This window comes from Streptomyces sp. NBC_00102 (genome assembly GCF_026343115.1).
Lineage (GTDB): Bacteria > Actinomycetota > Actinomycetes > Streptomycetales > Streptomycetaceae > Streptomyces.
Map to the genome: position 1 here is coordinate 648,808 of NZ_JAPEMC010000003.1, position 10,713 is coordinate 659,520.

Annotated in this window: 3 protein-coding genes; 1 reads left to right on the forward strand and 2 read right to left on the reverse strand. The window is 65.3% G+C overall.

All coding sequences use genetic code 11. From position 1 onward, the window contains the following. Nucleotides 1-3: 3 nt before the first annotated feature. Both OHA55_RS33155 and OHA55_RS33160 read right to left on the reverse strand, forming a co-directional pair. Nucleotides 4-597 carry an SMI1/KNR4 family protein gene (locus OHA55_RS33155; protein WP_266713536.1) on the reverse strand — a complete coding sequence of 198 codons (594 nt, stop codon included), beginning with the start codon at nucleotides 595-597 and terminating at the stop codon, nucleotides 4-6. Beyond that, entirely contained in the window at nucleotides 594-9,380 is an 8,787-nt protein-coding gene (locus OHA55_RS33160; RefSeq protein WP_266713538.1) for a LamG-like jellyroll fold domain-containing protein, read from the reverse strand. Before OHA55_RS33160 ends, OHA55_RS33155 begins: the two co-directional genes overlap by 4 nt. A 56-nt stretch (nucleotides 9,381-9,436) precedes the next feature. Here OHA55_RS33160 and OHA55_RS33165 point away from each other — a divergent pair, with 56 nt between their 5' ends. After that, entirely contained in the window at nucleotides 9,437-10,687 is a 1,251-nt protein-coding gene (locus OHA55_RS33165) for an IS3 family transposase (RefSeq protein ID WP_266713540.1), read from the forward strand. Nucleotides 10,688-10,713: the final 26 nt, after the last annotated feature.

The following is a 10,713-nucleotide window of genomic DNA, read 5'->3' on the forward strand; positions in this document are numbered from 1 at the left end:
CCCTCATTCCTCGCTCCAAGGATAAACTCCTTCTTCCGCGAGGCGCTCCTCATCCCGGTCATGCAAAAAGCGCAATTTCGAAATTCCCACAAGTGAAGTGTCACTGATTGGGCATTTTTCGAAGCATCCCATCAGCAGCTTTGCTAGAAATTCGACCATCCCGCAAAAATAAACGCTCCAAGCCGCCTCGCTTCTCGAGTAGACGACTACAGGCCAGGAATCAGGGTCATCCCGTGAGGCTATCCAGCCGAGCACATCCGCGCTGTCCGTTTCGCCCCAGACAAGAATTTGATCAATTCCATACCCCCTCGCACGAGCATCATCACCTTCAGCCCATACGCGAAATGCACTTTCTTCACGCACAGCATCCGGCAAATGAGCGACTCGACGCACCATCGGATCAGAAGTTACAACAGGGACAAGGGTTGCAATGCTTCCCTCGATTGTCCCGGCGCCGAATCTTTTTACGAATTCCTTGTAGTCCCGGGGGAATTCGAAGCGATAGGCACTTTCAATCTCACCCCAATCAACATTGTCCCCTGCCTCCCCCTGAAAGTGAGTCAACGATTCGGACAAGATCTCAAAGTATGCGGTCACTTCAAATAACCTTCCGGGATTGTGCGACCCAAATTCTGGAACCGCTTGGTTCGCAAGCTGTACATCGTATTCGGCACTTCTTCATCAAAATACACCCCTGGCGTTCCGTCAACGAAAACACCACTGGCCTGCATTCGAAACGCGTACGGCACAACCCTGCTTCCCAAATAAAGAGGAGTGACCTTGTATCGCACCACCTGTTGGTCATCTATCGCGTTTTTGACCATGGTTTCGTAGTGCAGCATATTCTGACTTTGACCAGGGTCTCGCAAGTCCATCCGGGTCGCATTGGCCGATCGGGAGCATGTAGCCAAATTGTCATAACGCAGCCCGTCGCCACTTAGCTGCGCAGCCAGCAGATGGCAAGCATTGCGCCAGAACTTGGCCGGCCTGTTGCCGTTGTTCGAGGCGTTGATCGCCGCCCAAGTATAGCCCGGCGGAGCTACGGCCCTCGTATTTGGAGGCGTTCCCTTATTTGCGCTGATGAAGACGTTGTCGAGACACGCTTCCACACCTGTTGCTCGATTCCCGTTCAATGGATCCACACGCCCGTACTTCCTCCAACCTCCCCACGCGCTGCGGCAGTCCTTCGGGCTGTCCTCATCAAAATCGGAGTCGGGTTGCAGGGTCGGGCCCTGATCAGGCTCGTACTGGTCATGTCCGGCGAGGCCAAGCATATTCAGTGCGCCGACTACGGCCTTCCATCCATCACTGGGCTTCCAGTCGCCAGCCTTGGGGTTCCAGTCAGGCTTCGGCGTAGGGCGGGTGGGGGCGGGTACGGGATGCGGTCCGCTGTTGGGGTTCTGCGGAGGCAATGGGCGTGTGACGGTCGGTGCGGAAGGTCGGGCCGCGTACGTAGTGGTTCCGCCGCAGCTGTACGTGCATCGACCGCCTGCTGAGGTTGGCTGGCCGGAGGCGCCGCCGCCGGAGCCACCGCTCTGTGGTTTCGCGGTGTGACTGGCCTCCAGTCGTCGCAGTTCCTCTTGTATGCGCCGGTTCTGACTGCTGTAATTCGTCGTGCCATATTGCTGAGAGAGGGCTTCGGAGAACCGCTCCTCGATTTGCTTGGCCGCCTTGTTCAAGGCAGACGCTATTCTCGTGCCTACAGAACTGCCGCCCGCACCACTCTTCGAACTACTCGACTTGCTACCGCCCTTGGCGCTTCCGCCCTTGGACGGCTTCCCGCCTCTGAAGCCTCCGAACCTGCTACCCACGGGGGTGTAGGACGCCATTCCCATCGGGACTCCGCCGCATACGCATTGCGCGCCGTGTCCGGTGGGGTCGGTGCCGTTGAGGGGGTCAGCGTTGGCGTAAAGGTAGCGGTTCGCCTGGGCGGAGGGGTCGACGTCAAGTTGAAGGGTGTCCCGGGAGGAGAAGGCGCCGGTGCCGGGTTGGTACCAGCGGGCGGCCATGTTGACGTCGCCGGTGGTGGGGTCGGTCCATCCGGATTGGTATCCGAGGGCGGAGGTTGTGCCGTCGGTCGCGGTCGGCTGCCCGAAGGGGTCGTAGGTCGTGGAGCTGGTGACTGCCGTTCCGTCGGGTGAGAGGCCGGCGGTGACGTCGGTGTGCTGATCGGTGAGTGCCCACTGTCTGGTGGTCCCCTTGGCTGTGGCCAGGAGGGTGCCGTCCGGGGTGCGGGAGTAGGAGCTGGTGCCGTCGGAGGCGAGGTCGTTGGAGCCGCCGTCGTAGGTGAAGGTGGCTTGTCCACTGCCGCGTACGCGGTCGAGCGAGTCGTAGGCGAAGGACTCGACGCCGTCGGTGATCTTGCGTTCGAACGCGTCGAAGGCGAGCGGGCGAGTGGCCTGGGCGGGCCGGCTGGTGGAGGCGAGGGTGCCTCGCGGGGTGTAGGTGTAGGCGGTGGTGCCGTCGTTGAGGAGGCGGTTGCGGGCGTCGTACGTGGAGACCGTGTTGCCTGCCTTGGTGCGGTTGCCGGCGGCGTCCCATTCGTAGCCGGTCGTCGTCGTGCCGCGGGTCCAGGAGGTGAGCCGGCCTGCACGGTCGTAGCCGTAGGTGTTTTCGCCCGCGCCGGCGACACCAGCCGTGGTCTTCTTCGTCAGTCGGTCGTCGAGGTCATAGCCGTAGGTGGTGGCGGTGCTCTGGTTGGCTCCGGCCGGGTCGGTGACGCGGTCTCCGATGAGGCGGCCGAGGCTGTCGTAGTCGTAGGAGCGGCGGGCTGTGGCGGTCCACTGGGTCGAGCCCTCGGGCAGCGTCGCGTACCGCTCGCTGGTGGGGCGGCCTGCGGCGTCGTACTCGTACCAGATGTCGTTGCCGGTGATTTCGTCCCAGAGCCAGTCGAGTCGGCCGGCGCCGTCGTAGCCGTATTCGGTGGTCCAGTTGCCGTTGGTGCGCTGGGTGAGGTTGCTGTCGGCGTCGTATGCGTAGGACGAGGTGCCGCTCGGGCCCTTGGCCGTGAGGAGTTGGCCTCGGTCGTTGTAGGTGTAGGTGTCCTGGGCGAGGACGGAGTCGTTGCCCAGGGAGACCATGCGGTCGGTGAGGTCGTAGCCGAAGGTACGGGTGGTGGTGGGGGCCTCGGCGCCGGTTCCGGTCTCCTGGACGAGCCGGCCCAGGGTGTCGTAGGAGCGTTCCCGCTTGACTCCGCCGGGAAGTAGATCGGTCACGCTCTGGCCCGCGGCGTCGTAGAGGGTGGTGAACGTGCGGTCGGTGAGGTCCGGGTAGGTGGGGGTGGCCGGTTCGATGGTGGATTCCGGCTGGTTCCATGGGGTGAAGCTGTAGGTGGTGGTATTGCCCCGGCCGTCGGTGGTACGGGTGAGGTTGCTGTTGGCGTCGTAGCCGAACGTGGTGGTGATGGAAGTTGTGTCCGTGACCAGTTCGGTCTGCTGGGTGGTACGGCCCAGGGCGTCGAGGGTGAAGGCGGTGCGTGAGCCGGTGGCCGATGTAGTCGCGGTGAGGCTGCCGTTGGCGTCGAATTCGGATCGGGCGGTGCGCAGGGCGGTGGTGCCCGTGCCGTAGTCGGTGGCGCTCGTGATGTTGCCCAGTGCGTCGTAGGTGGCGACGCTCTTGCGGTTGGTGGGGTCGTAGGTCTCGGTCGTTCTGCCGAGGCGGTCGTAGGCGAACCGGGTTACACCGTCGGCAGGGTCGGTGAGGGTGAGGGGCTGGCCTGCCGGGTTGAAGGTTCCGTGGGTGGTTCCTCCGGCCGGGGTGGCCGATGCGGTCTGGTTGTCGGCGTCGTCCCAGGTGTAGCGGCTGGTGAGGTTCTGCAGGGACGGGTAGCGGTCGATGGTGGTGGCGGTGAGCTGCCGGCCGAGCTCGTCGTAGGTGGCTTCGGTCCGTGCTCCGGTGGGTCCGGTGACGGAGAGCGGCAGTCCGGTGGGTGTCCAGGTGGACCGGGTGACGCGTCCTCCGTCGAGCGCCAGGGAGCTGCCGGTCAGGGCGCTGGTGTTTTGGCCGAGCTGGGCGACGGGTGTGGCGACTGCCGGGTCGGTCTGTTCGATGAGCTGGCCGAGCTGGTCGTATCCGTACCGGGTGGTGCGTTCCAGCGGGTCCTGCGTGGCGGTGACCTGGCCGAGGGCGTCGTAGGTGGTCCGCGCTACCGCGGTGATCGGGGATCTGCCTGTGGGGGTGTATGTGGGCAGGGTTACCGAGGTGGTACGGCCGAGGCGGTCGAGGGTCGAGCGGGTGATGTTGCCCCGTGCGTCGCGGTTCTCGGTCGCTTCGCCGAAGGTGTTGTAGCCGGTGAGGGCCGTGGGCCTGCTGGTGGTCGGGGTGTTGCCGTTCTCGGCGACTTGGACGGGCGGGCTGATTGTCTCGACGAGCTGGCCGACGTTGTCGTAGCGGTAGTTGGTGGTGTGGTCTGTCGCGTTCGTGCCTGCGGTGTTGCCGTTGGGGGGCACGCTGGAGGTGACCAGTCCGCGCTGGTCGAAGGTGTTGGTCGTGACGTGGGTGGTGAGCCCGTCGGTGACTGTTTCCTTCTTGGGGTTGCCGGCGATGTCGTAGTCGACGGTGGTCTTCTGCGTCTTGCCTGACGCGTCGACGGCGGAGGCCTGTTCGGTGATGCGGTCGTCGTTGTCGTACGTGTAGGCGGTGGTCCGGTTGAGTCCGGCGGGGTCGAGGGTCTCGCGGATGGTGCGGGCGGTCGCGTCGACCTGGTAGTCGGTCGTGGTGGTGCCTCCGCCGACGGTCTGGCGGGTCAGGTTTCCGGCGCCGTCGTAGGTGTTGGCCTCGATCACGATGTCGTGGCGGGTGCCGTCTGCCTGGGTGACGGCCTTCGCGGTCGTTGTCGCGGGCAGACCGTCGTCGAAGTAGGTGTAGGCGACGGTGGCGCCCATGGCGTCGGTGGTGGAGGCGAGGCGGCCGGCGGGGTCGTAGGCGCTGGAGGTGAGGACGAGGTCGCGAGTTCCGCCGTCGGGGTGGCCGGTCCAGTCCTTCAGCACCGTCTCGGCCTGGAGTCCGCGGTCGGTGTAGGAGTGGGTGTAGGTGTTGCCTCCGGCGTCGGTCTCCTGAGCCAGTCGTCCGAACGCGTCGTGTTCGAACAGGGTGGTGCTTCCTTCGGCGTCGGTCGTGGTGTCGTTGAGGCCGTGGGTGTCGTAGTGGTGAGAGGTGATGCGCGCGAGGTCGCCGCCGGTGGTGTCCTCGGACTTCTCGGTGAGGACGTTGCCGTCCGCGTCGTAGAGGAAGCTGTTCTTCGTGGTGTGTGTGGCTGCGGTGATTTCGTTCTTGACTGGTGCGCCCGTCTCGCTGACGATCCGTGAGAGCTTGTCGTAGGCGTATGTGGTGGTCACACCGGCGGGGAACGAGTCGGAGACCTGGGTCTCGGTGATCTTCCTGCCGAGGCCGTCATAGATGTACTTGGTGACCAGCCCCGAGGGGGCCTTTGTCTCGGCGACGTCACCGTTGGACAAGTAGGCGTAGGTGGTCACGGCGCCGCCCGGGGTGGTCTGCGAGGCGACTAGGCCGGGCGGCGTGGTGCCGCCACCGGCTGCTGGTTCCGTTCCGGTGGTGTAAGCGAGGTCGGTGGTCCGGCCGTCGGCGAGCGTGGTCGTGTCGGGCTGTCCGATGTCCGTGTAGGTGAGGGTGGTGCGGTAGCGGTTGTCCTGCGGGCCGGTGGAGCGGGCGTCACGCACGGCCACGGGCTTGTCGTTGCGGGGGTCGAGCTCGTTTGTGGTGTTGAGGTAGTACTCCGAGAACGAGGTCCAGCAGGAGTCCGCGTCCCGGCAGGTAGTGGAGGTGACGGCGTTGCCCCGGGCGTCGTGGCCGGTGATGGTGGCATGGCCGTTGGCGTCGGTCACGGTGTGGACGAAGCCGCCGGTGTCGTAGGCATACGTCGTCTCGAAGCCTTCTGCGTCCACGTCCCGCGTGGGGCGCATGCCCCGCAGGGCGTCGTAGGTGGTGGTTGTCATCTTGCCGGCCGGGTCGGTGAGGGAAATGGAAGCCGCGAGGGCGGAAAGACCTGAGCGCTCCCGGGCCTCGTAGTGGTCGGCGACCTGGTCCTCGGTCAGCGGGTGGGTGTAGAAGGCGGCTTCGTCGAGGTCACCGGTGAAGTAGTAGGTGTTGTTCGCCAGGCCCATCCAGCCGGAGGATCCGAAGCCTGCGCCGATGTAGGTGTACTCCAGCGCCTGGTCGCTGATGGCACCGTTGAGTGTCCCGACGGCTACGCCGTCAAGGTAGAGGGTCTGTGTGGTGTCGGCACCGCTGAGGACGACGTGGTGCCATTTGTTGTCGTTCACCGCGGTGGGTGAGGTGATCGGGGTCGCCCCGGTGTTGGCCGTGAGGTAGAACTCGCCGCGCAGTTTGCCGCTGCCGTCGATGTTGAGCGCGGGCCGCCAGCCGGTGGGAACCTGTCCCAGTGGTGTGTTCTGCAACCCGAGAAGGACTTCGCTGGTCTTTGACGTGCGGAACCACAACTCGACCGAGAGACTGGTGTCCCCGCTCAGCATGCTGCTAGTCACGCGAGCTGCGCCGGTTCCCGAGAGGCTGGCGGCTGTTCCGTCGCCGGTTCCGAAGATGCCGGTGGCACCAAGGGTTGTATTCGTGTATGTGCCGTTGCTGTTGGTTGCAGCCACATCGCTGCGTACGGTGGTGCCGGTGGTTTCGTCGAAGCGCCAGTACGCGGCCGGTGCGTCGCCGGTGACTTCGCCCCGGTAGTGCGGGCCGTCTCCGGCGACGAGGGCGTTGCGCGCGCGGTAGTGCGCGGCAATTGTGGTGGCGGTGAGTGACTTGTTGTAGATCGCGGGCTCGTCGATTTGGCCGTTGAAGTAGGAGGTCGACGCTGCCGCGATCCCTGTCCAGCTGGCGCTGGCGTAGCCCGCACCGAGGTAGGCGTAGTCCAGGCCCGACCTTGTGAGCGCGCCACTGCGGCTGCCCATGGAGACGCCGTCGAGGAAGAGGGTCTGTGTGGACCCGGATCCGGTGAGGGCGACATGGTGCCACTCGTTGTCGGTGACGGTGGCACTCGAAGTGATGGGTTGCGCGGCTCCGCCAGCTGCGAGGCGGAGATGGCCACGCAGCTTGCCGTCTTCGCCGATGTTCAGCACAGGGTGATAGAGCGTGGGATTTTCCCCGAGAGGTGCGTTCTGCAGTCCCAGCAGGACGCCCGGCTTCGCGGTCCGGAACCACATTTCCACGGTGGTCGCCGTAGCTGACGAGGGTAGGTCACCGGGCAGCTCCACGTAGGACTCGGTCGTCCCGTCGAACGTCACGGCGGTGTTGTCGCCGTCGGCGAAGGCTCCGACCGATCCGAGCTCTGCACTGTCTGCGTACGAAGCGTCCGTTCCTGTATCGATGGCGCTGGCGGCGGTGGCTCCGCTGCGTTCGCCAAGTCTCCAGTAGCCCTCCGGTCCGGAGGCCCTGACCGCGTCGGCGTAGCTCACTGAGCCTGCCGAGTACGTGGGGTTGGAGACTTTCCACGTTCCGCCGTTGGCGTCGGTGTAGTCGGTGAGGCGGCCGCTGCTCTGGTCGTAGGAGGCGGTGGCGTGGAGTCGGCCCGAGGGGAGGGTGGACTTCGTCATTCTTCCGACTGCGGCGCGGGCGGCGTAGTGCGCGGCGACGGTGGCTTCATCAAGGGGGTGGTGGTAGAGGGCAGCCTCGTCGAGTTGGCCGGTGAAGTAGCGCAGACCTGCGTCAATGCCGTCCCATGTCGCACTCGAATAGCCTGCCCCCAGGTAGGCATAGCTCTTGTCGTAGTGGTTGATGGGGCCGCTGACGGTTCCGACCTTGGTGCCGTCGAGATAGAGAGACTGCGTGGTGCCGGCCCCGCTGAGGACTGCGTAGTGCCACTTGTCGTCCGTGACCGTCGCCGTGGAAGTCATGGCTGTCACGCCCTGGCCGGTGACTTCGAACTGTCCGCGCAGCTTTCCGTCGGCGGTTATGGCCAACGGGCTGTAGTGGGCGGGCTTGCCCTCGTCGAGCCGTCCTTCCTGGAAGCCCACGAGGACGCCCGGCTTGGTTGTCTTGAACCACAGCTCGACCGCGAGAAAAGTCGACGCGTCGATCTGTCCGTCGGGAAGTTCGACGTAGGAGTCCGTTCCGTCGAAGCCGGCTGCCGGGTCGGTGGTGCCACTGAGCGCGGACGGCTGCCCGAGTACCACGTCACGGTGGATCCCGTCGTTCAGACCTGTCCGGGACGGGGCCTCGCTCGCGGCGACGGACCCCTCCCGCTCTCCCAGCCGCCAGTACGACACCGGTCCCGCGTCCAGAACCATCGACGGGTAGAGCGACCCGTCCTCGTAGGTGTACGAAGAGCATTCCGTGGCCGAATCGGGCGAGCAGACCTTCGTCAGCTGATTTCCCGTGTACGAGTAAGTCCACGTCAGACCCGGCGTGCCGGACGTCTCGGCGCTGGTCGTCACCTGGGAGACCCGGCCACCGGACCAGGTGAACTTCAGGAAACGGCCCGACAACTGGTCCGTCACGACATCGAGGAGACCCGTCGAGCCGTAAGTGAGATTTTGCTTGCGCCCGGCTCCGTCGACGATCGAGGCAAGCCTGCCACCGGTCACGAAGTGATAGGTCGTCGCCGAGCTGTCCCGCAGTACCCATCCGCCGGTCTCGGCGGAGAGCGTCTGCGTGTCACCGGACGGAGAGGCGTACGTGCCGTTCGCGTTCCGTCCGAACCGGACCTGGGAACCGTCGGACCGCGTAATAAGTACGGTGCCGGTGAGCGGCTCTTCCCTCAGCGCCATGTCCCACCTCGTCGACCAACCGGAACCGAACGTGTTCGCGGTGCGGGGATCGAGCGAGTTGTACGTCCGGGTGACCGAGAGCTCCGGGCCGACCGTCACCATGGCCGCATCGGTCGCAGCGGTCACGTAGTTCCCGGAGCGGGTGCCCATCTCGCCGGAACCTTCCGCCCCACCCAGGTGGCTCGTCACGGCGGGCTGAGGAACCTGCGTGCTGAAGAAGCTCGCACCGGGGCGGACCGACGTCGCGTTCCCGTCGTACACATAGGCGTACCAGGCATACGTCTTGCCCCAGGACAACCAGCCGGAAGGCACCGCCCACGCCCGCTGGGCGCTGCGCGTACCGGACTTGCAGTTCTTGCGGGCGTCGCTGCCCGCCGTTTCGCACACCTCGAAGGTGTACTCGAGGGCCGACTTCGGGTACCGGTCGTCGTCCTTGCCCTGCGCCCACAACGTCGGCGTCAACGAGTCCGTCACACCGCCGCTCGCCGGCGCGAGGTCCGTCAGGTATGGAGGGATGTTGACTGCGGAAATCTTCACCGCCGCGCCCGGTACACCGGCCTGACTGAACAGGCTGACGCCCAGGTCGGTCATGGTCCAGAGAATCGTGTAGGTGCCGGGGGTCAGAGCGGGGAGTTTCGCGTCCACGGTCACTGAACCGCCCCGGGTCGAGTGGAGACTCAATTCCGTGAAAGGATTGAGTCATGGCACGCCCTTCCTCTTATCCCGTTGAGCTGCGCAAACGAGCGGTTCGTATGGTCGGCGAGGTCCGCGGTGACTACCCGAACGAGTCGGCTGCCGTGCGGGCGGTCGCCCAGAAGCTCGGTATCGGTTCGGCCGAGACCCTGCGGAACTGGGTCAGGCGGGACGAGATCGACTCCGGGCAGCGTCCGGGCACGACGTCGGAGGAGTCCGCGGCGATGAAGGCGTTGAAGAAGGAGAACGCCGAATTGCGCCGCGCGAACGACATCCTGAAGGCTGCGGCGTCTTTCTTCGCGGCCGAGCTCGACCGGCCACACACGCTCGTAGCGTTCATCGACGAGCACCGGGCCCGCTTCGGCGGTGTCGAGCCGATCTGCCGCGTACTCGCCGAGCACGACTGCAAGATCGCCCCCTCCACCTACTACGCGGCGAAGAAACGCGCCGCCGAACCTTCGGCCAGACAGGTGCGGGACGCCGTCCTCAAGGACGCGATCACCGAGGTCCACGAGGCCAACTACCGTGTCTACGGCGCCAGGAAAGTCTGGCGCGAGCTGCACCGACAGGGCCACACCGTGGCCCGGTGCACCGTCGAACGTCTCATGCGCGAGCTCGGCATCACCGGCGCCGTCCGCGGAAGGAAGGTCATCACCACGATCCAGGACAGCAGCGTCGAGCGGGCACCGGACCTGCTGGACCGCAAGTTCGTCGCGTCGGCCCCCAACCGCTACTGGGTCGCCGACTTCACCCACGTCAAGACCTGGTCGGGGGTCGTCTACGTCGCCTTCGTCGTCGACACCTTCTCCCGCCGGATCGTCGGCTGGTCCGCTGCCACATCGAAGGAGACCAAGCTCGTCCTGGACACTCTGGACATGGCCCTGTGGCAACGCGACCGCGATGAACACTCCCACCGGCGCGGCGAGTTGATACATCATTCCGATGCCGGGTCGCAGTACACGAGCTTCCGGCTCGCCGAGCACCTGGCAGCCGCCGGCATCGCCGCCTCGATCGGCTCGGTCGGCGACGCCTACGACAACGCCCTCATGGAGTCCGCGATCGGCCTGTTCAAGACCGAGCTGATCAAACCGGGGCGCCCCTGGAGGACTCTTTCCCAGGTCGAGCTCGCTACCGCGGAGTGGGTGGACTGGTACTGCCACCGCCGGCTCCACGGTGAAATAGGGCACATCCCACCCGTCGAATACGAGACCAACTACTACCGCGCGACCACGAAACCCCAGGTCACAACCGCAATATGAAGTCTCTACCGAACCCGGGGCGGTTC